Genomic DNA, 23,202 nt, shown 5'->3' with positions numbered 1-23,202 from the left:
TGCTGCCTTGTTTCAAAAGCCGTTTTACAAAAACCTCAATAACCGCCAGGGAATTCTCGCCATGCGCCAACTCATGCCCAAAACCGCGCTTATGCTCGCAAGCGCCACCCTCGTTGCCGCTGCCGGTAGCGCCAGCGCCGAGGAAGACCGCGCCGGCTGGCCGGACAACTTCACCGTTGGTACCGCAAGTCAGGGCGGCACTTACTTCGTCTACGGCTCCGGCTGGGCCAACTTCATCGCCGATGAGCTGGGCCTTTCCGGCGGCGGCGAAGTGACCGGCGGTCCGACTCAAAACCTGGCGCTGGTGCACTCCGGCGACATGGCCTTCGGACTGACCACCATGGGCCCGGCCGCTGATGCGGTGAACGGCGAAAGCCCGCTGGCGCCGGGGCTCAAGATGGATAACGTCTGCGCACTGTTCCCGATGTACGAAACGCCGTTCTCGATTACCGCGCTTTCAAGCTCCGGCATCGAGTCGATCTCCGACATTCCCGACGGCGCGCGCATCGGCTTTGGCCCGGCGGCCTCCACCTCGGACACCTACTTCCCGGCGATGCTGGAAACCCTGGGCGTGAACTTCGAGCGCCGTAACGGCGGCTGGTCGGATCTCGGTGGCCAGCTCCAGGACGGCCTGCTGGACGTCATCGCCTTCGCCGCAGGCATCCCGATTCCGGCGGTGAGCCAGCTCGAAGTGCAGACCGACGTCAACATCATCTCCTTCACCGATGAAGAGCGCGCTACCGTGCTCGACAACTACCCGGTCGCGGAGTACGACATTCCGGCGAGCACCTACACCACGCTCGAGGAGGACTCCCCAGTCGTCTCCATGTGGAACTTCGCCATGGCGGGCTGCGATTTGCCCGAGGACTTCATCTACGAAGTCACCAAGGTGACCATGGAGAACAACGACCGCATGCGCTCGATTCACCGTAGCGCCGAAACCACCGTGCCGGAAAACGTCGTGCACAACACCGTGCTGCCCTTCCACCCGGGGGCGGCGCGCTGGTTCGAAGAGAACGGCTATGAGATCGACGACAGCCTGATCAAGTAAGCCGACCCGCTCGCTTTTTGCCCCGCCGGCGATGCCGCGCGGGGCCGTTTTGCCTCTCCCTTTTACCGATGACTGAAGGTGACCTTGCATGAGTCATAACGCCGACTCCCCCCCATTTGATGCCAAGGATGAAGGTCACGTCACCGCGGCCTCAAGCGCGACGATCGCCGATGGTGTCGACGAGGAAGTGGTCGAAGCCAACCGGCGCGTCTTTACCGGCTGGCAGTTTTTGCTCTTTGCGACGCTCGCGATTCTCTACTCGGGCTTTCACCTGTTCTCGCTGAACGTCTACCCGATCGAAACCTGGTCGTTTCGTATCATCCACATCGCCGGCGCCCTGATTCTCGGGTACGGGCTTTTCGCCGGCGCCCGCTTTGCCGAGGCCGGGACCCACGCCTCGCCCGCGTGGCTCAAGGCGCTGGGGTTCGCGCTGCTGATTCCGGCGGCCTATACGCTGGTGCAGGTATTCTTGATGCAGCAGACGCTGGCCGGCGGCGCCATGCGCATCGACCCCGGCGTGGAGAACTGGCACTTTGGCTATCCGCTGATGGCGACCACCGCCGTTGCCATCGTGCTCTCCTGGGGCTTTCGCCTGGAGCGTGATCGCTTCAACCCGGCGGATCTGGTCCTGATGGTGTGCGCGCTGGCAAGCGCCGGCTATTTACTGCTGATGTACAACTCGCCCATGCGCGCCTCGACCGGCACCTCCTTTGCGCCAATCGGCATCTCCTGGGCGGCAATCGCCGGCTCGCTGTTGATTCTGGAGCTGACCCGGCGTGTGGCGGGCCTGGCGCTGGTGGTGATCTCCGCCGTCTTTTTGGTCTACGTTTTCGCCGGGCCCTATCTACCGGGCTTTCTGGGCTATCCGGGGCTATCGGTGCAGCGCTTTTTCAGCCAGGTCTACACCGACGCCGGGATTCTCGGCCCGACCACCGCGGTCTCCTCGACCTACATCATCCTGTTCATCATTTTCGCGGCGTTTTTGCAGGCCTCCAAAGTGGGCGACTACTTCGTCAACTTCGCTTTCGCCGCCGCCGGGCGCGCGCGCGGCGGCCCGGCCAAGGTCTCGATCTTCGCCTCGGGCCTGATGGGCATGATCAACGGCACCTCGGCGGGTAACGTGGTCTCCACGGGCTCGCTAACCATTCCGCTGATGAAGAAAGTGGGTTATCCCGCGCGCAGCGCCGGCGCCATCGAGGCGGCGGCCTCTACCGGCGGGCAGATCATGCCGCCGATCATGGGCGCGGGCGCCTTTATCATGGCGGAAGTGACCGGCATTCCCTATACCGAGATCGCCATCGCCGCGATCATTCCCGCGGTGCTCTACTTCGCGTCGATCTACTTCATGGTCGATTTCGAGGCGGCGCGCAAGGGCATGCGCGGCATGCGTAAGGACGAAATTCCGCGCTTCTCGCGTCTGGTAAAGCAGGTGTACCTGTTCGCGCCGATCATCATTTTGATCGCAGCGCTGTTCATGGGCTACTCGGTGATTCGCGCGGGCACGCTTGCGACCGCCTCGGCGGCGGTAGTGAGCTGGATTTCACCGAACAAGATGGGGCCGAAAGCGATTTTGAAAGCGCTGCAGCTCGCCGGCACCATGTCGATCCAGATCATCGCCGTGTGCGCCTGCGCCGGGCTGATCGTCGGCGTCATTTCGCTGACCGGCGTCGGCGCGCGCTTCTCTTCGCTCTTATTGGGGCTTGCCGGCGTCAGCCAGCTTTTGGCGCTGGTGTTCGCCATGCTGATCAGCATTTTGCTGGGCATGGGCATGCCGACCACCGCCGCCTACGCGGTCGCGGCGTCCGTGGTGGCGCCCGGGTTGATCAATATCGGCATCCAGCCGCTGGTGGCACACTTCTTCGTGTTCTACTTCGCGGTGGTCTCGGCAATCACCCCGCCGGTGGCGCTGGCCTCCTACGCGGCGGCGGGCATCTCCGGCGATAACCCGATGGGTACCTCGGTGGCGTCGTTCAAGATCGGGCTGGCGGCGTTTATCGTGCCGTTCATGTTCTTCTACAGCCCGGCGATGCTGATGGAAGGCTCGGCGCTACAGATCCTGCGCGTCGGCGTGACCGCCACGCTCGGTATCGTGCTGCTCTCGGGCATGGTGCAGAAGTGGTTCTTCGGGCCGGTCAACGGCGCGGCGCGGGTGGTGATGCTGGTGGGGGCGATTTTTCTGATCTACGGCGGCATCTATACCGATGCGTTGGGCCTTGCCATCGCCGCGGCGCTGTTTTTGATGCAGCGGCGCCAGAGGGCCAACACACCGTCGACCAGCGCTTCGTCATAGAAAGTGAATCGCGTAAAACGACAACGCCCGCCTGGTTCGCCAGACGGGCGTTTTTTATGAGTAGCCGTATCGAGTGACCCGTAGCGGGGGTTTTTCGCCAGGGATGGCGAAAGTAGCGTACAGGGAGGTATTCATAGCGCCCCGCGGAGGGTTACTCGATACGGCGCCCCCCTGCTCAACATATTCTCCGATACGCGTTAGCCGACCAGATTATTCACGACCTTCAGCACCGGAGCGGATTGGTTCAGGGTGTAGAAATGAAGGCCCGGCGCACCGCCGTCGAGCAGGCGTTGCGACAACCGGGTAACGACATCGGTGCCGAAAGCGGCGATCGATTCGTGGTCGTCACCAAAGGATTCGAGCTGCTTGCGAATCCAGCGCGGGATCTCGGCGCCGCAGGCATCGGAAAAGCGCGCCAGCTTGGTGTAGTTGGTGATCGGCATGATGCCCGGAATGATCGGCTGGGTGACGCCGTGGGCGCGGGCGCGCTCGACGAAGTGGAAGTAGGCGTCGGCGGTGAAGAAGTACTGGGTGATCGCCATGTCGGCGCCAGCGTTCATCTTGCGCGCGAAATTCTCCACGTCGCGCTCGAGGTTGGCCGCCTGAGGATGCGACTCCGGGTAGGCGGCCACGGCGATGTTGAAGTGATCGCCGGTTTCCGCGCGGATGAACTCGACCAGTTCGTTGGCGTAGCGCAGCTCGCCGATACTCGCCATGCCCGAGGGCAGATCGCCGCGCAGCGCCACCAGGCTCTCAACGCCCTCTTCGCGGTACTGCGCCAGCAGATCGCGCAGCTGCGCCTTTTCACTGCCGATGCAGGAGAGGTGGGGCGCGGTAGTGATACCGCTTTCGCTCACCCGGCGAACGATGTCCTGGGTGCGCGCCTGGGTAGAGCCACCGGCGCCGTAGGTGACCGAGAAAAAGCGCGGGTTGGTGGCGGCCAGCGCATCGCGCACGTGAATCAGCTTCTCGCGCCCGGCCTCGGTGCTCGGCGGAAAGAACTCGAAGCTGATACCTAACGGATGTTCCTGGCTGCTCATGACGGGCCTCGCGGGGGCTATAAAGGTGATAATGTGGCCTATTGTCGCCGCTGAGCCGGGGGGCGGCTAATGAAAGATTCCACGGCGCTACGTTAATTTGATTCATAGTCGCGGCCTTTAACCTTTGGAAAACCTCATGGACCTCTCCTTTGCAACGCTTGCGGGCCCTTTACTGACACTTCTGAGCTTCGTGGCACTCGGTTTCGTTGCGGCCAAACGGCTCAAGGTGAATCCGCAGCCCATCGCCACGCTGCTGGTCTACGTGATCGCGCCGTTCACCGTCTTTCGAGCGCTGATGAACGGTGACCCGACCGCCGAGTATTTGACGCTGACGCTGGCGCTTTTTCTCTTCACCAGCACCCTGGCGCTGGCGGTCAACGCGCTTGGCCGGCGCGTTTTCGGCGCTCATGAAGCGGCGCTTTTGGCGTTCTCCTCGGGCACCGGCAATACCGGCTACTTCGGTCTGCCCATCGCGTTGATTTTGTTACCGCCAGAGGGAGTGACGCTCTATCTCTTCTGCATGTTGGGCATCAATCTTTACGAGTTCACCGTGGGCTTTTACCTGAGCGCGCGCGGCCAGTTCTCGGTGCGCCAGAGCCTCATCAAGATCAGCCGCCTGCCGCTTCTTTACGCCTTCGCCCTGGCGCTTTTGCTCGGCGCGCTCTCGATACGCCTGCCCGCGCCGGTGATGGAGTCGCTTTCGGTGTTCCCGGCAAGCTACACGCTGCTGGGCATGATGATCATCGGCATGACCTTGAGCCAGGCGCGGCTTGCGGCCTGGGATACGCGCTTCGTGCTGGCGTGCCTGGGTCTTCGCTACGTGCTGTGGCCGACGCTGATGCTCATTGGGGTACTGGTACTCGATGCGCTCCTGGGGCTTTCGCCGACGCTGGCGTTGGCGCTATTGCTGTTGAGCGTGGTGCCGATGGCCTCCAACGTGGTGGTGGTCGCCATGGAGCTTGGGATCGAGCCGCAAAAGGGGGCGCTTGCGGTGCTGACGAGCACGCTGCTGGCCCCACTTTTGATACCGCTTTATCTGGGCGTGATGCTGTCACTCACCGGGCTCGGCTAGAAAGGCGCTGCTCAAAAACCCGCTACGCCGACGGCGCGCAGCTGAATCGCCATGCGCGCAAGCTCGGGATGGCTGAAAAACGCCGCCAGCGCCTCACCGCGCACGGGGCCGACGCCGGGCCGGGCCTGCCACTCGTCGGCACTCAACGCCTTGAGCGTTTCCCAATTCTGCAGGCGCGCGTTTGCCCCCGGCGGCACGCCGAGAGCGTCCAGCCACGTCGCGAAGGAGGCGCCGCGCGCCTGGCGAAACGCGCTCAAGAGCGCTTCGGCGCGCGCCTCCCCGATGCCGGAGACCTGCAGGAGCGCCTCGCGGCTCAGTTGCTGCCAGCCCAAAAGCTCGTTCACCGCCCCCGCCTCCAACAGCGCGCGCCAGGTGCCCTCACCCACCCCACGCATGTTGAGCCGCTCGCCAAGATACGTCAGCCGTGCCAGCAGCTGGTCGAAACAGCCCGGCGTCAGCGAAAAGCAGCTCAAGAGATGATAGCGCTCGGGCGCCGGCGGGGTGAGCTCGGCGCGCTCGCGGGTGTGCCAGACCACCTCGCGCGCCTGAGGGATGGTGAGCCCGGCGAGCTCGACGGCGACCTGGTCGCCGGGGCGCACGTCCCACTCGCGCCAGCGATCGAGCGAGCCCAGCGACACCCGGCCAATGCGCCGCCCGTCGAGCTCGACCGGGTAGAGGTGCAGAAGCGGCGTCACCCGCCCGGTGCGGCCGACGCGAAACTCGACGCCGCGCACCTGCGCCAGCGCCTGGCTTGGCGGATACTTCCAGGCCACCGCCCAGCTCGGCGGCGAGCTCGACCAGCTCTGGATGCCCGGGCGCTCGGCCTGCTTGATCACCACGCCGTCGGTGGCAAATGGCAGCGGTGCGTTGAACCAGGTCTCGCGCCAGTAGGCGGCATCGTGCTGCTCATCGAGGCGGTGGGTATAGGCCGCGGTGTCGAAGCCGAGCGCTCGAAGCGCGTCAAGCCGAGTGGCCATGTCCGTCGGGCCGTCCGGCCAGTCCCAGACGAAGAGCCCGATACGCTCGAGCGTCTCCGCGCTCGGCGCGCGCTGGGCCATGACGCCGGCCACCCGCCCCCGGGCACCGCTCTCCGGCGCCTGGGCCTGAACGTGGTCACTCAGGCGCCAATAGAGCTCCCCCTGGAGGATCGCGTCGATGGGCCGGGGCAGCCGGTTGGGCACCGCGGGCAGCTCCAGCGCGCGCGGGGTCCAGTTCTGGCCGCGCTCGCCATCGCCGCGGCTGACCGCATCGATCAGCTCGCCGGCCTCATAGTGGAGCGTGACCGCCACCCCGTCGACCTTGGGCTGAATCCAGAGATTGTCGCGGCGGGTAGTGAAGCGGCGCACGCCCTCCTCGTCGGTTTTTTCGAGCCCGGTCTGCGCCGCCGGGTGGGCGCGGGTGGAAATGGTACGCTCAGCGGACGCAGGCAGAGCAGGCGGGGAAACCGTGCGAGTGGGCGTGGTACGCGTGGAGCTCGTCCGAGTGGAATCAGGGCGAGCGGAATCAGGACGAGCGGTAGTAGCGTGTGTAGCGTCGGTTTCCAGAACGTTTTCGAGCGGCCGGTGCTGCGGCGTTTGCCCAAGACAGCGCTGCCACTGCGCCAAACGCGCCGCGGCCTGGTCGTACAGCGTATCGCTGACCAGCGCCACGCCTTCGCCGTGGTAGCTCAAATCCCACAGCGCGATCTGCTCGGCCAGGGCCTGGGTTTCGAGTGTGAGCCGCTCATCGGGCCAGGGCGGGCAGTCATCGGCGCGAACCCCAAAGGCCAGCAGGAACAGTACGGCTAGCGTCAACAAAGAGGAAAGCGTACGCCTTTTGATCGTCATGACTCGGCCCCGAGGCTCACTATTCATCAAAAGCCTAGGGCAGCCGTGGGACTTTCGCCCATAAAAAAACGCCCCCGGCAAAGCCGAGGGCGCTGGATCGAACGCGGGGCGGGCCTAGAGGCCGGCGGCGCTTTTGAGCGCGTCCGCCTTGTCGATCTTCTCCCAGGGGAAGGCGGTGAAGGTCTCGACCTGCGTCTCGCCCTTGTCGTCCACCCACTCATAGCGGTGCTCGAAGGGCTCGCGGCCGAAGTGGCCGTAGGCGGCGGTGAGCTGATACATCGGGTGCAGCAAATCGAGCATTGTGGTGATCGCGTAGGGGCGCAGGTCGAAGTGCTCGCGTACCAGCTCGACGATGCGAGCGTCATCGATCTTGCCGGTGCCGAAGGTGTCGATCGAGACCGAGGTCGGCTCGGCCACGCCGATGGCATACGACACCTGGATTTCGCACTTGTCGGCAAGTCCCGCCGCGACCACGTTCTTGGCCACGTAGCGACCGGCGTAGGCCGCACTGCGGTCCACTTTTGAGGGGTCCTTGCCCGAGAACGCGCCGCCGCCGTGGCGGGCCATGCCGCCGTAGGTGTCGACGATGATCTTACGCCCGGTCAACCCGCAGTCGCCCACCGGGCCACCGATGACGAACTTGCCCGTCGGGTTGATGTGGTATTGGGTGTTCTCGTCGAGCCACTCGGCGGGCAGCACTTCTTCGATGATCTCGCGCAGCACCATGTGGCGCAGGTCTTCCTGGGCGATCTCCGGGTCGTGCTGGGTCGAGAGCACCACCGCATCGACGCCGCAGGGCTGACCCTGCGCGTCGTAGCGGAAGGTCACCTGACTCTTGGCGTCCGGGCGAAGCCAGGGCAGCATGCCGTTTTTACGCAGCTCCGCCTGGCGCTCCACCAGGCGGTGCGAGTAATGAATCGGCGCCGGCATGTAGGAGTCGGTTTCGTTGGTGGCGTAGCCGAACATCAGGCCCTGGTCGCCGGCACCCTGATCTTCGGGCTTGGTGCGATCGACGCCCTGAGCGATCTCCACGCTCTGCTTGCCGATCAGGTTCACCACGCCACAGGTCGCGCCGTCGAAGCCCACTTGTGACGAGGTATAGCCGATATCGGTGATCACGTCGCGTACCAGGGTTTCCAGGTCGACCCAGGCGGAGGTCGTGATCTCGCCGGCGATGATCGCGACACCGGTCTTGACCAGGGTTTCGCAGGCCACGCGCGCCTGCTTGTCCCGGGCGATGATCGCATCCAGCACCGCATCGGAAATCTGGTCGGCAATTTTATCGGGATGCCCCTCGGAAACGGATTCGGAGGTAAACAGGGAATATTCGCTCATTACGCGCTCGGCCCTCGTACGACGGCTGCCGGCTGACAGCATCAAAAAAATCGCGGCAGGAGGCACCCTGCCGGAGTGGTAACGCGGCGACGCCGCCGCAAACGGTGGAGTTTACACGCAAGCAAGGCGCGTTCCCATAAGGCGTGCCTATAATTTGCCGAGGCCCTTGAAGTCAGCGACAATAGCCCCCTTTCTGGTTTTCGCATCGATATTCTCGCTGTTATATCGATGTTTTCTGATCCCTGTTTTCCGTCTTCAGGCGAGGAGCCCCCCATGCCGTCCCGTTTTGAGCTGGCCAACGCCATTCGCGCCCTTTCCATGGATGCCGTCCAGAAGGCCAATTCCGGCCACCCCGGCGCCCCCATGGGCATGGCGGATATCGCCGAGGTGCTGTGGAACGACTACTTGAAGCACAACCCCGAGGATCCGAAGTGGGCCGACCGCGACCGCTTCGTGCTCTCCAACGGGCACGGCTCGATGCTGCTCTATTCGCTGTTGCACCTCACCGGCTACGACGTGAGCCTCGAGCACCTGCAGTCATTTCGCAAGCTCCACTCGCCCACCGCCGGCCATCCGGAATTCGGCTACGCGCCGGGCATCGAAACCACGACCGGCCCGCTCGGTCAGGGGTTTGCCAACGCCGTGGGCTTTGCCCTGGCCGAGCGCACGTTGGCCGCACAGTTCAACCGCCCGGGCCACACCGTGGTCGACCACCACACCTGGTGTTTCCTCGGCGACGGCTGCCTGATGGAAGGCGTCTCTCACGAAGCGGCCTCGTTTGCCGGCACCCAGCAGCTTGGCAAGCTGATCGCGCTGTATGACGATAACGGCATCTCCATCGACGGCGAAGTCGAGGGCTGGTTCACCGACGACACCGCCAAGCGCTTCGAGTCCTACGGCTGGCACGTGGTGCCCAACGTCGACGGCCACAAGCCGGAAGAGATCAAGGCCGCCATCGAACTCGCCAAACAGAGTGACAAGCCGAGTTTGATCATCTGCAAGACCATCATCGGCTTCGGCGCGCCCAACAAGCAGGGCAAGGAAGAGTCCCACGGCGCCGCGCTCGGCGACGACGAAGTGGCGGCAACGCGCAAGCAGCTCGGCTGGGAGCACGCGCCGTTTTATATCCCCGAGCCGATCTACACCGCCTGGGACGCCCGTGAGGCGGGTAAAAAGCAGCAGGATGCCTGGAACGAGCGCTTCGCGCGCTACGCTGACGCCCACCCGGAACTCGCCCGCGAGTTCAAGCGCCGCATGAAGGGCGAACTGCCCGCCGAGCTCGGCACCGAAGCGCTGATCGAAAAGGCGCAGGAGAAAGGCGAAAGCATCGCCTCGCGCAAGGCATCGCTTGCCGCGCTCAACGCCATCGGCCCGCAGATGCCGGAGCTTCTGGGCGGCAGCGCCGACCTGGCCCCGTCGAACCTGACCTACTGGGAAGGCACCCAGGCAATCACTGCAGAAGACCCGAGCGGCAGCTACCTGCACTACGGCGTGCGCGAGTTCGGTATGGGCGCGGTGATGAACGGCATTGCTCTGCACGGCGGCTTCGTCCCCTACGGCGCCACGTTCCTGATCTTCATGGAGTACATGCGCAACGCCGTACGCATGGCCGCTCTGATCGGTAATCAGGCGATCTACGTCTTCACCCACGACTCCATTGGCCTTGGCGAAGACGGCCCGACCCACCAGCCGATCGAGCAGCTCACGAACCTGCGTACCACGCCGAACCTCTCGACCTGGCGCCCTTGCGATGCCGTCGAGACCATGGCGTCCTGGGATGCCGCGCTCAAGCGCCGCTCAGGGCCCACGGCGCTGGTGCTCTCGCGCCAGAACCTACCGCACCAGGCCCGCGCTCAGTCGCAGCTTGCCGAGATTCAGCGCGGCGGCTACGTGTTGAAGGATGCCGAGGGCACTCCGGAGCTGATTCTGATCGCCACCGGCTCGGAAGTGGCGCTGGCCATGGACGCGGCCGCCGCGCTCGAAGGCCAGGGCCGCGCGGTGCGCGTGGTATCGATGCCCTCGACCGACCGCTTCGACGAGCAGGACGCCGAGTACAAGGAGCACGTCCTGCCACGCGCGGTGAGCAAGCGCATCGCGATCGAAGCCGCCCACGCTGATTACTGGTACAAGTACGTGGGCCTCGATGGCCGCGTGATCGGCATGACCACCTTTGGTGAGTCTGCGCCAGCCGGCGATCTGTTCAAGCACTTCGGTTTCACTGTGGACAACATCGTCGACCAAGCCCGTGAACTGCTGGGCTGATCCCGTCGCGCGCAGCAAGGAGCCGCCGCCCGGATGCCCGCACTAACCGGTTTCTTGTGGCTGGTCGGCTACTACCTGATCGGGGAGGCGGTCATTCGCCTCTCCGGTCTGCCCGTCTCCTCCGGCGTGGTGGGAATGCTGTTGCTCACCGCCACGCTGATGCTTCTTCGCCGCGTCCCGGCCCCTTTGGCCGCCGCGGCCCAGCCGCTGATCGCGCTTTTAGCGATGCTGATCATGCCCGGCGTCGTTGGGGTGTTCTTCATCATCGACGACCTCCAGGGTCAGTGGTCGGTAATTCTTGCCGCGCTGGTGCTCGGCACGCTGGCAAGCGTGGCGAGCACTCTCTGGCTGCTCAAGGCTCTGATGGACAGATCATGATGGAAGGTCGCCATGAACGCTGACGGTTTGCTCGAGACGCTCGCCGCGTCGCCGCTGTTCGCCGTGGCTCTAACGCTTGCGGCGTTCATCGTCGCCAACGCCCTGTTCGTGCGTCTGAAACGGCCCGCCTGGCTGCCGGCGGTGCTGATCGCCGCGCTCCTGCTCGCCGCCACGCTTGCGCTGATCGATCTGCCCTACCCGCGCTATCGCGAAGGGGCGCTGTGGCTGACCCTGCTGCTGGGCCCGGCCACGGTGGCGCTGGGCATGCCGCTTTATCAGCAGCTACCGCACATCCGCGCGTTGTGGCGCGAGCTGGCCGTTTGCCTACCCATCGCCGCCACCCTGGCCGCCTGCTATGCCTTGGGCATTGCCTGGCTTCTGGGCGCGCCACCGGACATTCTCGCCTCGCTTGCCGCCAAATCGGTCACCGCGCCGATCGCCATCGGCATCACCGAGCAAATTGGCGGCTCGGTGGCGCTGATGCTCGGCGCGCTGCTGGTGACCGGCGTGGCCACGGCGGCGTTCACCGGCCCGGCGGCGAAACTTTTGAAGATCGAGGACGAGCGCGTCATCGGCTTTACCCTGGGACTCAACGGCCACGCGATCGGCACCGTGCGGGCGTTCGAAATAAGCCCCACCGCCGGCGCCTTCGCGTCGCTCGGCATGAGCCTTACGGGTATTTTCACCGCGCTTTTGCTGCCGCTTGCCTGGCACCTGGTAGGAGCCAAGCCATGAAATACGCTAGAATCACGCGAGTTTACGGCCGCCTGGCCGCCACCGCCCGCTAAAGAGCTGCCGCTTATGGCCGAGTCCACACCTGCATTTCGTATCGCCATCAACGGCTATGGCCGCGTCGGCCAGTGCGTGCTGCGCGCGCTCATCGAGCGCGACGACCCCGACCTCGAGATCGTCGCGATCAACGAGCTGTCGGATCTGGATACGATTGCGTATCTCACCCGCTTCGATACCACGCATGGCCGTTTTCCTGCCTCAGTAGAGAGCGACGGCGAGGCGCTGGTGGTGGGCGGGCGGCGCATTCAGGTACTCAGCGAAGCCGACCCGTCCCGCCTGCCCTGGCGAGCGCTTGAGATCGACCTGGTGCTGGAGTGTTCGGGTAGCTTCAAGGACCGCGCCACCGCTGAACAGCATCTCGAGGCCGGCGCCAGGCGGCTTTTGTTCTCGCAGCCGGCGGAGTCCGACGTCGACGCCACTATCGTCTGGGGGATCAACGAACAGACGCTGTCGGCCGAGCAGCGCATTTTGTCGGCGGCGTCGTGCACGACCAACTGTCTGGTGCCGCTTCTCACCGTGCTCGACGAGGCGCTGGGGCTCGAGCACGGCGTGACCACCACCATTCACTCGGCGATGAACGACCAGCCGGTGATCGATGCCTACCACCAGACCGACCTGCGCCTGACCCGCTCGGCGATGCACTCCATCGTGCCCGTCGATACGGGCCTGGCCGTGGGCATCAGCCGCTTGATGCCGGCACTCAAGGGGCGCTTCGAGTGCTTGCACGTGCGCGTGCCGACCATTAACGTTTCGGCGATGGATGCCGCGCTCACCGTGAAGCGCGATACCGACGCCCAGGAAGTCAACGCGCTGTTGAAGGAAGTGTGCCGCACGCGTCTTCTAGGCGTGCTGGACTACACCGAGGCCCCAATGGCCTCGGTCGACTTCAATCACGACCCGCACTCGGGCATTCTGGACGCCACCCAGACCCGGGTCGCCGGCAAGCGGCTGGTCAAACTGCTCTGCTGGTTCGACAACGAGTGGGGGTTTGCCAACCGAATGCTGGATATCAGCCGACGCCTGGCGTCGCTCGCGCCGCCTCCAAGCCACTGACGTACCAACGCCCAACCACAAGGAAGCCGTCTGGATGAACGTGCAAACGATGTCCGAGCACTCGCTAAAGGGTCAGCGCGTGCTGATCCGCGAGGATCTGAACGTACCGATCAAGCATGGCCGCGTCACCAGCGACGCGCGTCTGCGCGCCGCCCTGCCGACCATTCAGGCGGCCAGGGATGCCGGCGCAAAAGTGCTGCTGATGAGCCACCTGGGCCGTCCCACCGAAGGCGAGCCCGCCGAGGAGTTCTCGCTCGGCCCGGTCGCCGAGCACCTTGGCGAGCTGCTGGGCCAGCCGGTCATGCTTGCCACCGACTACCTCGACAAGGCGCCGGAACTCGACGACGGTGATGTCGTGCTACTCGAAAACGTGCGCTTCAACACCGGCGAGAAAAAGGACGACGAGGCGCTGGCCAAACGCTACGCCGCGCTTTGTGACATTTTCGTGATGGACGCCTTTGGCACCGCCCACCGCGCCCAGGCCTCGACCCACGGCGTGGCGCGCTTTGCCCCCATCGCCTGCGCCGGCCCGCTGCTCGCCGGCGAGCTTGAAGCGCTCGAGAAGGCGCTGGCCACGCCGAAACGGCCCATGACGGCGATCGTCGGCGGCTCGAAGGTCTCGACCAAGCTCGACGTGCTCAATGCGCTCTCCGAGAAGTGCGACCAGCTCATCGTCGGCGGCGGCATCGCCAACACCTTCATCGCCGCGGCGGGTTATAATGTGGGCAAATCGCTTTTTGAAGCGGATCTGGTCGATCAGGCCAAAACGCTGATGGCGACGGTCAACATTCCGCTGCCCACCGACGTGGTCGTGGCCACCGAGTTTTCCGAGTCCGCGAAAGCGACGGTCAAGCCGGTCGATCAGGTGGCGGACGACGAGATGATCCTCGATATCGGCCCGGACACCGCCGGCCGCCTGGCCGGGCTTTTGAAGGACGCCGGCACGATTTTATGGAACGGCCCGGTGGGCGTGTTCGAGATCGACCAGTTCGGCAAGGGCACCGAGGCGCTCTCGAAAGCGATCGCCGAAAGCGCGGCGTTCTCGATCGCCGGCGGCGGCGACACCCTGGCCGCGATCGACAAGTACGCCATTAGCGATCGCGTCTCCTATATTTCCACCGGCGGCGGCGCGTTTTTGGAGTACGTCGAGGGCAAGGCGCTTCCCGCCGTGACCGCCCTCGAAGCCGCTGCCCGCGGCGCGTAACCCGTTAACACCACCGACCCTCACGATCGACAACCAGTAAGGTGACTTCATGGCTTTAATCAGCATGCGCCAGATGCTCGACCACGCCGCCGAACACGGCTACGGCATCCCGGCCTTCAACGTCAACAACCTCGAGCAGATGCGCGCCATCATGGAAGCCGCCGACAAGACCGACTCGCCGGTGATCGTGCAGGCGTCTGCCGGGGCGCGCAAGTACGCCGGCGCGCCGTTTCTGCGCCACCTGATTCTGGCCGCGGTGGAAGAGTTTCCGCATATCCCGGTGGTCATGCACCAGGACCACGGCACCAGCCCCGCGGTGTGCCAGCGCTCGATCCAGCTCGGCTTCTCCTCGGTGATGATGGACGGATCATTAGGTGAAGACGGCAAGACGCCGATGGATTACGACTACAACGTCGACGTCACCCGCCGCACGGTGGAAATGGCCCACGCCTGCGGCGTCTCCGTCGAAGGCGAGCTTGGCTGCCTGGGAAGCCTGGAAACCGGCATGGCCGGCGAAGAAGACGGCATCGGCGCGGAAGGTAAGCTCGACATGGAGCAGCTTCTGACCGATCCGGAAGAGGCCGCCGAGTTCGTCAAGGCGACCCACGTCGACGCACTGGCCATCGCCATCGGCACCAGCCACGGCGCCTACAAGTTCACTCAGCCCCCCACCGGCGATACGCTTTCGATCCAGCGTATCAAGGAGATCCACGCGCGCATCCCGGACACCCATCTGGTCATGCACGGCTCCTCCTCGGTACCCCAGGAGTGGCTCGAGATCATCAACCAGTACGGCGGCGAGATTCCCGAAACCTACGGCGTGCCGGTCGAAGAGATCGTCGAAGGCATCAAACACGGCGTACGCAAGGTCAATATCGACACCGACCTGCGCCTGGCCTCCACCGGCGCGGTTCGCCGCTTCCTGGCCCAGAACCCGTCCGAGTTCGACCCGCGTAAATTCCTCAAGGAAACCGTGTCGTCCATGCGCGATCTGTGTATCGCTCGTTACGAAGCGTTCGGCACCGCCGGCAATGCCAGCAAGATCAAACCGATCAACCTGGAAGACATGTACGAGCGCTACGCCCGCGGCGAGCTGGACCCGAAGGTGAAGTAAACACCTCGCGTTCATGAATCGAGAAAGGCGGCCCTGGCCGCCTTTTTTATTGCCATCACTTATCAAAAACGCTTGTTGCAGCGCAGCATCGGCGTAGTATGGCGCCATCACCGTATCGACTCTGTTTCATCAACTGAAGGTAATCGCCATGAAGCACTCCGCCACGCCGTTCAGCGCTCCCTTCGTTCCCATGATGGGGATCTATAGCGCCACCATGATGGCGCTGGAGCTTTGGAGCACGTCGCTTTCGACGATCGCTCAGCGCCAACACCTTTGGCAAACCCAGCCGTTTTTCAGCCCGGGCATGATGCTCGAGAATCAGCGCATGGTGACCGAAAAGATGGAAGCGAGCATCGAGGCGGGCATGGCGATGCAAAAGGCCTTTTTCGGCGCCATGAATGGCCACTATGCGCCCTGGTGGGTCACCAGTCAGAAAACGATGTCGCCGTATCATCGCCGCAGCCGCGCCAATTCACGCAGGCTTTCACGCTGAGCACATTTTTTTAATCTGCGTTATCCCTCTTGCCGTTTCGTTAACGCCGTCGGGAAGTGAAGGTTTTAGCTGCTGTTTTTTCGATCATCCGATTTTCAAGCGCGCCCAGAGCGCGCTTTTTCACGTTCAGCAGGCTCAAAAAATTATAAAACAGTGTTCACAAAGTCAAAAAAATCCCGTTCAATAGAACTAAAGTCGGCTATTGAATGCCCGATAACCTTGTACCACGGGTTTATTACACGCAGCCAACGGCGCTGCAAGGATCACCGATGCTTCCACTTTTGTTATTCGATTGTGATGGCACTTTGGTTGACAGCGAACCTCTTCTCGCTGAAGAGATGGCGATCGCGCTCTGCGCGGTGGGTCTGCCTTTTAAACGCCAGGACTACATGGGCGAATTTCGCGGCGCCCGCTTTCGCAATATCGTCGCCGAGCTTCAGGCGCGCTTTGGCGCCGTCGACCCCGACCGGCTCGCCACGGCTGAGCGGCTCATGCGCGACAACCTCGCTCACCGCCTGAGTCGCGAGCTCACCACGCTGCCCGGCGTCATGGCGGCGCTCAAAAAGCTTCGCCATTTCCCCAGCGCCGTGGTCTCCAATGGCCCGGAGAGCAAGATCCAGTCCGCGCTCAAGGCCGTCGACCTGACGCTTTACTTCGGCAAGCGTTTTTTCAGCGGCTATACCGCCAACTGCTGGAAGCCGGAACCCTGTCTACATCTGCACGCAGCCAGTATCATGGGCTACAGCGCCAGTGAATGCATCGCCATCGACGATGCGCTGGTGGGCGTTCGCGCCGCGCTGAAAGCGGGCATGACCGTGATTCATTTGAACCGCTTCCCCGAGACCGAAACCACGCCGGAAGGCGCGATTACGATCGAGCGCATGCAGCAGCTGCCGGGGGTCGTGGCACAGCTGGTCGCGGGGCGAAAAAGCGTGGCAATACCCGAGTATTTGTTAGAGAAACAGTATGGCCTCATTACGTGATCAGTTGGGTGGTCTTGTATACTCAACCGAGCAGGGCAGAACCTGCCCCGATTGCCGCGCACCCATCGACGAGTGCCGCTGCGAGGAGCAAAGCGAGCAGGCAAGGCTCGCCTCACTCGACGGTATCGTGCGCATTCGCCGCGAAACCAGCGGGCGCAAGGGCAAGGGTGTCACCACGCTCAGCGGGATTCCGCTAGCCGGCGAGGAGCTCAAGGCGCTTTCGAAAACGCTCAAAAAGCGCTGCGGTACCGGCGGCGCCGTCAAGGATGGGGTCGTCGAGATTCAGGGCGACCACCGCGAAACGCTTAAAACGGCGCTCGAAGCGCTGGGTTATAAGGTCAAACTGGCGGGCGGCTAAACGGCCCGGCGCGCACCGCAGAGCGATTCTGCACACAGGTAAGGCACTGCAATGGTCTGGCTGGAGTATCTGCTACCGCTGATTTTCTTGTTTCCGATGGCGGCCATGGCCAGCGTCGTACTGGCGCTGCGCAGCCTTCACGACGCGCGCGTCGATTCCCCCTTCAACGCCCCGCTCAGAGAACCCGGCCAGGGTCTTCGCACCCGCCTCGATCGTGCCTACTCCGCGCTCTTTCTCAACGGCGCCCTTGGCCCTATCGTAAGCCTTGCGCCGCTCATTTACGGGATGGGCCGTATGCTGTTCGTGGAGCATCAGGAGTGGGGCGAATGGGCGCTCTATGGGCTTATCAGCACCTTGTTGGTCGTGGCATTTTCGCTGCTGCTGATTCGCGACTATCAGCGTATCCGCCGGCTCAAGCTAGGCCTTGCCTGCGAGCTGGCGGTGGGCCAGGAGCTCGAGCAACTGATTCGCCCGCAAGCGCATCCCTACTGCGTGTTTCACGATGTGCCCACCGATCACTTCACCATCGACCACGTGGTCGTGACGCCGCACGGTGTGTTCGTGGTGGAAACCCGCGCGCGAACGCTGGCACTCGGTCCTGACGGCAAGGAGCTCAACGAGGTCGCGGTCGAGCACGAACGGCTGCGCTTTCCTCACTGGCAGGAGCGCCGCCCGCTGCTCAAGACGCGCGAAGGCGTTGCCTGGCTTTCCGACTGGCTGGCGCAGCGCTGCGGCGCGGCGGTCGAGGTAAAAGGCGTGCTGGCGCTACCGGGCTGGACCATCGATACGTCCGAGGCGGCACCGGACATCCTCGTGGTCAGCGGTGAGCAGCTCGCGCGCGAGCTCACCGAGTTCACGTCGACGCGTTTGTCCGACGCGCTTCACGACCAGATCATCCACGCGCTGCTGGAGCGCTCGCGCATGGTCGAGCCGCCCCATCTGCAGAAGGCCTCGGTCTAGTCGCCGCGAAGCCGACCGCCCATCTCCTGAGCCAGGTCCACCGCGTAGTGGTCGGTCATCCCGCCAATGAAATCGAGCATGCGCCGGTAGCTGTCGTACAGCGACCAGGAGGGGAGCGGCGTGTTTTCTCCGATCAGTGCCAATACGCGCTGATGCTTGAACGAGCTTTGGCCCGTGTGGTGAAGCTCATGGGCGGCGCCGATGAACGCCTCCAGCAGAATGCCCAGCGTCGTGTAGGCGCCGATCTCGAGTTTCGCCTTGCGCTCGTTTTGAAAAATACGCTCCCGGGCGAGCTGCTTGGCCGCCTGCACGCCCCATCCCAGATCCGGGTGGCAAAGCTCCAGCAGATCCTCACCCAGCGTGCCGCTCAACAGCGCCTGTTCGTTTTGCACGAACACCGACGCCACTTCGTTGACTGCACGCTCCATGGCCGCCCCGCGTAAAAGCGCGATGCGCCGACGCTGCGAGACGTTGCGACTGAGCATATCGTCGTACTCCGGCGGAAACTCACCGGCGATCTGGCGCAGAATCTCCACGACCTCCTCGTAGCGCAAAATGCCCATCTCGAGGCCGTCTTCCAGGTCAAGCAGCGCGTAGCAGATATCGTCGGCGGCCTCGACCAGCCATGCCAGCGGATGGCGACACCAGCGCTGCTCGCCCTGGGGCAAGAGCCCCACCGCATTGGCCACTTCCGTAAGCAGCGCCTGCTCCGATTGATAGCAGCCGAACTTGCCCATGCGGCCGCCGTAGCGAACGGTCCAGGGATATTTCAACAGCGTGCCAAGGGTCGCCGCCGAGAGTCGCATACCGCCATTGAACTGGTTGTACTCGATCTGAGTAATGACGCGAAAGCCCTGGGCGTTGCCCTCGAAGGTGAGCAAATCCTCGCACTCTGCCTCGGAAAGCCCGTCGAGCAGCCCGCTTCCCTGGGCGCGGCGAAACCAGTCGCGAATGGCGTACTCACCGGCGTGGCCAAAAGGGGGATTGCCGATGTCATGGCCCAGGCAAGCGGTCTGCACGATCACACCGAGATCCGCCGGGGTAATCCACTCGGGCAGCTGGTCGCTCAAGAGCTCGCCGACGATCATGCCGAGCGAACGGCCCACGCAGCCCACCTCCAGCGAGTGGGTCAGCCGAGTATGGATGTGGTCGTTCTCGGTGAGCGGATGCACCTGAGTCTTGCGACCCAGCCGACGAAACGAGCCGGAAAAGACGATGCGGTCATGATCCTTGTGAAACGGAGTACGCCCCATTTCACGGCCGGTGGTCGAACGCTTGTCGTGCAAACGACGGGGCGAGAGCAGCTGCTCCCAGCGCATGTGTGTCATGGCAATCCTCCTTGAGGCGTGCATTTTGACACAAAACGGGTAGTAGCGGGACGTGAGGTCGAGCGGGGTATAGTAAACGCAGATGTTGGCTAGCGTGCTGATTCTTTTCTGCACGCATAAAAAAATCCCCCGCCTCGGGGAGACGGGGGATTTTCGGGATGGGTGCCTGACGATGACCCGACCGGCGTCCCGGCGACCGGCGCCCCGGCGGCCGGCGCCCCGGTACCCTCGCACGGGGGGTACTCATACGCCGCTGCCCTTTTCTCGCGCACACAAAAAACCCGGCCAGGGGCCGGGTTCTCTGCACAATAGGTGCCTGACGATAACCTACTCTCGCATGGGGAGACCCCACACTACCATCGGCGCGTTGCGGTTTCACTTCCGAGTTCGGCAAGGGATCGGGTGGTTCACGCAAGCCATGGTCGTCAGGCGTAACTTTCAATGTATATCGGCTGACGGTTTCGTGATCGTCCCGTTCGACATGAAGCCTTTCGCTTCATGCTCGTGCGTATCCGGTTCTTGCTTCGTTGTCACTGCGGGCCGAACCCCTTGGGTGTTATAGGGTCAAGCCTCACGGGCCATTAGTACACGTTAGCTCAACACCTTGCGGTGCGTCCACACCGTGCCTATCAACCAGCTGGTCTCGCTGGGCCCTTCAGGAGGCTCAAGGCCTCGGGGATGTCTCATCTTGAAGGGGGCTTCCCGCTTAGATGCTTTCAGCGGTTATCCCGTCCGCACATAGCTACCCGGCAATGCCACTGGCGTGACAACCGGAACACCAGAGGTGCGTCCACTCCGGTCCTCTCGTACTAGGAGCAGCCCTTCTCAAACATCCAACGCCCACGGCAGATAGGGACCGAACTGTCTCACGACGTTCTAAACCCAGCTCGCGTACCACTTTAAATGGCGAACAGCCATACCCTTGGGACCGACTTCAGCCCCAGGATGTGATGAGCCGACATCGAGGTGCCAAACACCGCCGTCGATGTGAACTCTTGGGCGGTATCAGCCTGTTATCCCCGGAGTACCTTTTATCCGTTGAGCGATGGCCCTTCCATACAGAACCACCGGATCACTAGAACCTGCTTTCGCACCTGCTCGACGTGTCTGTCTCGCAGTCAAGCACCCTTATGCTCTTGCACTCATTGCACGATGTCCGACCGTGCTGAGGGTACCTTCGTGCTCCTCCGTTACTCTTTGGGAGGAGACCGCCCCAGTCAAACTACCCACCACACACTGTCCTCGACCCGGATGACGGGTCGGAGTGAGAACACCAATGATGCCAGGCCGGTATTTCAAGGGTGGCTCCCTCCGAACTGGCGTCCGGAGTTCCTAGCCTCCCGGCTATCCTACACAGGCAACATCAGTATCCAGTGTGAAGCTATAGTAAAGGTTCACGGGGTCTTTCCGTCTAGCCGCGGGTACACCGCATCTTCACGGCGATTTCAATTTCACTGAGTCTCGGGTGGAGACAGCGTGGCCATCATTACGCCATTCGTGCAGGTCGGAACTTACCCGACAAGGAATTTCGCTACCTTAGGACCGTTATAGTTACGGCCGCCGTTTACCGGGGCTTCGATCAGGAGCTTCGCCCGAGGGCTAACACCATCACTTAACCTTCCGGCACCGGGCAGGCGTCACACCCTATACGTCCGCTTGCGCGTTGGCAGAGTGCTGTGTTTTTACTAAACAGTTGCAGCCACCTGGTATCTTCGGCCGGTTCGGGCTCGGGGAGCAAGTCCCTCTACCCTACGCCGGCGTGCCTTCTCCCGAAGTTACGGCACCATTTTGCCTAGTTCCTTCACCCGAGTTCTCTCAAGCGCCTTGGGATTCTCACCCTGACCACCTGTGTCGGTTTGGGGTACGGTCGCACATGATCTGAAGCTTAGAGGCTTTTCCTGGAAGCGTGGCATCAGTGACTTCCTGACCGTGGTCAGTTCGTCTCGCATCTCGGCCTTGAACGCCCGGATTTGCCTGAGCATTCAGCCTACCTGCTTTCACCGGGACAACCAGCGCCCGGCTCACCTAGCCTTCTCCGTCCCCCCATCGCAATCATGTCCGGTACGGGAATATTGACCCGTTTCCCATCGACTACGCCTTTCGGCCTCGCCTTAGGGGCCGACTCACTCTGCTCTGATTAGCATCGAACAGAAACCCTTGGTCTTCCGGCGGGGGAGTTTTTCACTCCCTTATCGTTACTCATGTCAGCATTCGCACTCGTGATACCTCCAGCAGACCTCTCGATCCACCTTCATCGGCGTACACGACGCTCCTCTACCGCTCATCCAGAGGATGAACCCGTAGCTTCGGTACCTGGTTTAGCCCCGTTACATCTTCCGCGCAGGCCGACTCGACCAGTGAGCTATTACGCTTTCTTTAAAGGATGGCTGCTTCTAAGCCAACCTCCTGGCTGTCTGAGCCTTCCCACATCGTTTCCCACTTAACCAGGATTTGGGGACCTTAGCTGACGGTCCGGGTTGTTTCCCTTTTCACGACGGACGTTAGCACCCGCCGTGTGTCTCCCACGCTGCACTCACCGGTATTCGGAGTTTGCCTCGGGTTGGTAAGTCGGGATGACCCCCTAGCCGAAACAGTGCTCTACCCCCGGTGGTGATACGTGAGGCGCTACCTAAATAGCTTTCGAGGAGAACCAGCTATCTCCGGGCTTGATTAGCCTTTCACTCCGATCCACAAGTCATCCAAATCTTTTTCAACAGATCCTGGTTCGGGCCTCCAGTTGATGTTACTCAACCTTCACCCTGCTCATGGATAGATCGCCCGGTTTCGGGTCTATATCCAGCGACTGGTCGCCCAGTTAAGACTCGATTTCTCTACGCCTCCCCTATTCGGTTAAGCTCGCCACTGAATATAAGTCGCTGACCCATTATACAAAAGGTACGCAGTCACAGAACGAGTCTGCTCCCACTGCTTGTACGCACACGGTTTCAGGATCTATTTCACTCCCCTCGCCGGGGTTCTTTTCGCCTTTCCCTCACGGTACTGGTTCACTATCGGTCAGCCAGGAGTATTTAGCCTTGGAGGATGGTCCCCCCGTCTTCAATCAGGGTTTCTCGTGCCCCGACCTACTCGATTTCACTGTGCTCGGATTTCGGCTACGGGACTATCACCCGCTATGGTCAGACTTCCCAGACTGTTCGCCTATCGATTGCACAACTTAAGGGCTGGTCCCCGTTCGCTCGCCGCTACTGGGGGAATCTCGGTTGATTTCTTTTCCTCGGGGTACTTAGATGTTTCAGTTCCCCCGGTTCGCCTCGTATCCCTATGTATTCAGGATACGATACCGACCTTGTGGTCGGTGGGTTTCCCCATTCAGAGATGTTCGGGTCGCAGGTCGTTTGCCACCTCACCGAACCTTATCGCAGGCTTCCACGTCTTTCATCGCCTCTGGCTGCCTAGGCATCCACCGTGTGCGCTTCATTGCTTGACCCTATAACCCGAAGGAGTCCGGGCCCGCAATGACAACGATTGCCGGATACGCTTGAGACGTATCACAAAACAATTGCGTATCGAGATCACGTCACGATTACAGGAGCCGAAGCTCATGTCACCGTATCGTCATTCGATACTGTCAGCATGATATACATTGTTAAAGAGCGACTGCCATAAGCAGTGACAAGACAACGCGTGGCGTCTGGCTTGTCA

The 23,202-nt window shown here is 62.6% G+C and carries 17 protein-coding genes and 2 rRNA genes; 13 read left to right on the top strand and 6 right to left on the bottom strand.

The genetic code is table 11. The features are described from left to right. Positions 1–61: 61 nt before the first annotated feature. Together OCT39_RS00300 and OCT39_RS00295 are read left to right on the top strand one after the other, a co-directional pair. Positions 62–1,051: a TAXI family TRAP transporter solute-binding subunit gene (locus OCT39_RS00300; protein WP_263585745.1), complete on the top strand. Its 990-nt coding sequence runs from the start codon at positions 62–64 to the stop codon at positions 1,049–1,051. A gap of 88 nt (positions 1,052–1,139) precedes the next feature. Further along, positions 1,140–3,341: a TRAP transporter permease gene (locus OCT39_RS00295; protein ID WP_263585744.1), complete on the top strand. Its 2,202-nt coding sequence runs from the start codon at positions 1,140–1,142 to the stop codon at positions 3,339–3,341. Positions 3,342–3,538: 197 nt separating this feature from the next. On the opposite strand, the gene metF is transcribed toward OCT39_RS00295, so the two are convergent. Beyond that, complete coding sequence (gene metF / locus OCT39_RS00290; RefSeq protein WP_263585743.1) at positions 3,539–4,381, bottom strand: methylenetetrahydrofolate reductase [NAD(P)H]; 843 nt, start codon at positions 4,379–4,381, stop codon at positions 3,539–3,541. A 136-nt stretch (positions 4,382–4,517) separates the two neighbouring features. Here metF and OCT39_RS00285 point away from each other — a divergent pair, with 136 nt between their 5' ends. Beyond that, positions 4,518–5,453 carry an AEC family transporter gene (locus OCT39_RS00285; protein ID WP_263585742.1) on the top strand — a complete coding sequence of 312 codons (936 nt, stop codon included), beginning with the start codon at positions 4,518–4,520 and terminating at the stop codon, positions 5,451–5,453. An 11-nt stretch (positions 5,454–5,464) separates the two neighbouring features. On the opposite strand, the gene ligB is transcribed toward OCT39_RS00285, so the two are convergent. Further along, the gene (ligB, locus tag OCT39_RS00280; RefSeq protein WP_263585741.1) at positions 5,465–7,279 is read right to left on the bottom strand and encodes an NAD-dependent DNA ligase LigB; all 1,815 of its coding nucleotides are present in this window, start codon (positions 7,277–7,279) and stop codon (positions 5,465–5,467) included. Between the two features lie 114 nt (positions 7,280–7,393). Next, positions 7,394–8,614 (bottom strand): methionine adenosyltransferase, encoded by a 1,221-nt coding sequence (metK, locus tag OCT39_RS00275; protein ID WP_263585740.1) that lies wholly within the window; start codon positions 8,612–8,614, stop codon positions 7,394–7,396. A 273-nt stretch (positions 8,615–8,887) separates the two neighbouring features. Between metK and tkt the strand changes: the two genes are divergently transcribed. From tkt to OCT39_RS00225, 10 genes are all read left to right on the top strand, one after another. Continuing rightward, complete coding sequence (gene tkt, locus OCT39_RS00270; RefSeq protein WP_263585739.1) at positions 8,888–10,876, top strand: transketolase; 1,989 nt, start codon at positions 8,888–8,890, stop codon at positions 10,874–10,876. Between the two features lie 33 nt (positions 10,877–10,909). Beyond that, positions 10,910–11,254 (top strand): CidA/LrgA family protein, encoded by a 345-nt coding sequence (locus tag OCT39_RS00265; RefSeq protein WP_263585738.1) that lies wholly within the window; start codon positions 10,910–10,912, stop codon positions 11,252–11,254. A gap of 12 nt (positions 11,255–11,266) precedes the next feature. Continuing rightward, the gene (locus tag OCT39_RS00260; RefSeq protein ID WP_263585737.1) at positions 11,267–11,989 is read left to right on the top strand and encodes an LrgB family protein; all 723 of its coding nucleotides are present in this window, start codon (positions 11,267–11,269) and stop codon (positions 11,987–11,989) included. A gap of 66 nt (positions 11,990–12,055) precedes the next feature. Then, on the top strand, positions 12,056–13,099 hold the full coding sequence (locus OCT39_RS00255) for a type I glyceraldehyde-3-phosphate dehydrogenase (RefSeq protein ID WP_263585736.1): 1,044 nt from the start codon (positions 12,056–12,058) through the stop codon (positions 13,097–13,099). A gap of 34 nt (positions 13,100–13,133) precedes the next feature. Continuing rightward, positions 13,134–14,303: a phosphoglycerate kinase gene (locus OCT39_RS00250; protein WP_263585735.1), complete on the top strand. Its 1,170-nt coding sequence runs from the start codon at positions 13,134–13,136 to the stop codon at positions 14,301–14,303. Positions 14,304–14,352: 49 nt separating this feature from the next. Beyond that, positions 14,353–15,417, top strand: coding sequence for a class II fructose-bisphosphate aldolase (fba, locus tag OCT39_RS00245; protein ID WP_263585734.1), 1,065 nt, complete (start codon positions 14,353–14,355; stop codon positions 15,415–15,417). Between the two features lie 148 nt (positions 15,418–15,565). Further along, positions 15,566–15,910, top strand: coding sequence for a hypothetical protein (locus OCT39_RS00240; RefSeq protein ID WP_263585733.1), 345 nt, complete (start codon positions 15,566–15,568; stop codon positions 15,908–15,910). A 269-nt stretch (positions 15,911–16,179) separates the two neighbouring features. After that, the gene (locus OCT39_RS00235) at positions 16,180–16,893 is read left to right on the top strand and encodes an HAD family hydrolase (RefSeq protein WP_263585732.1); all 714 of its coding nucleotides are present in this window, start codon (positions 16,180–16,182) and stop codon (positions 16,891–16,893) included. Further along, on the top strand, positions 16,877–17,251 hold the full coding sequence (locus OCT39_RS00230; RefSeq protein ID WP_263585731.1) for a translation initiation factor Sui1: 375 nt from the start codon (positions 16,877–16,879) through the stop codon (positions 17,249–17,251). Before OCT39_RS00235 ends, OCT39_RS00230 begins: the two co-directional genes overlap by 17 nt. Positions 17,252–17,302: 51 nt before the next feature. Then, entirely contained in the window at positions 17,303–18,211 is a 909-nt protein-coding gene (locus OCT39_RS00225) for a nuclease-related domain-containing protein (RefSeq protein WP_263585730.1), read from the top strand. Here the strand turns inward: OCT39_RS00225 and OCT39_RS00220 are convergent. The 3 genes from OCT39_RS00220 to OCT39_RS00210 form a co-directional block, all read right to left on the bottom strand. After that, the gene (locus OCT39_RS00220; RefSeq protein ID WP_263585729.1) at positions 18,208–19,539 is read right to left on the bottom strand and encodes a deoxyguanosinetriphosphate triphosphohydrolase; all 1,332 of its coding nucleotides are present in this window, start codon (positions 19,537–19,539) and stop codon (positions 18,208–18,210) included. The genes OCT39_RS00225 and OCT39_RS00220 overlap by 4 nt on opposite strands. A gap of 314 nt (positions 19,540–19,853) precedes the next feature. Then, positions 19,854–19,969: ribosomal RNA gene (gene rrf / locus OCT39_RS00215) — 5S ribosomal RNA — on the bottom strand. A gap of 130 nt (positions 19,970–20,099) precedes the next feature. Continuing rightward, positions 20,100–22,987, bottom strand: a 23S ribosomal RNA gene (locus tag OCT39_RS00210). Positions 22,988–23,202: the final 215 nt, after the last annotated feature.

It is taken from the genome of Halomonas sp. GD1P12 (genome assembly GCF_025725645.1).
Lineage (GTDB): Bacteria > Pseudomonadota > Gammaproteobacteria > Pseudomonadales > Halomonadaceae > Vreelandella.
Note: the sequence above shows the minus strand (reverse complement) of the source record. Positions and strands in the feature narration are given on the sequence as shown.